Annotated in this window: 1 pseudogene; it reads left to right on the top strand. The window is 36.8% G+C overall.

The features are described from left to right. A pseudogene (locus PVA17_RS25255) lies at positions 1-180 on the top strand (IS5/IS1182 family transposase); the annotation flags it as partial. Positions 181-201 lie beyond the last annotated feature (21 nt).

Here is a 201-nt window from a genome sequence, read left to right on the forward strand (position 1 = left end):
TTTAAGCAATTAGCCGCAAATCGCTACAAAATAGAAGCGAAGAATAGTGAATTAAAAAACGGACACGGGTACGATACGGCATCGACTGCGGGTCTATTTAGGATGGAAATTCAAGGTGCTACAACGATATTCGCTGTCAATTTGAAACGGATATTAAAGCTATTAAACGAAAATAAATAAGGAATAGAGACAGAAATAAGG

It is taken from the genome of Lysinibacillus sp. CNPSo 3705, assembly GCF_028674935.1.
Taxonomy (GTDB): domain Bacteria; phylum Bacillota; class Bacilli; order Bacillales_A; family Planococcaceae; genus Lysinibacillus.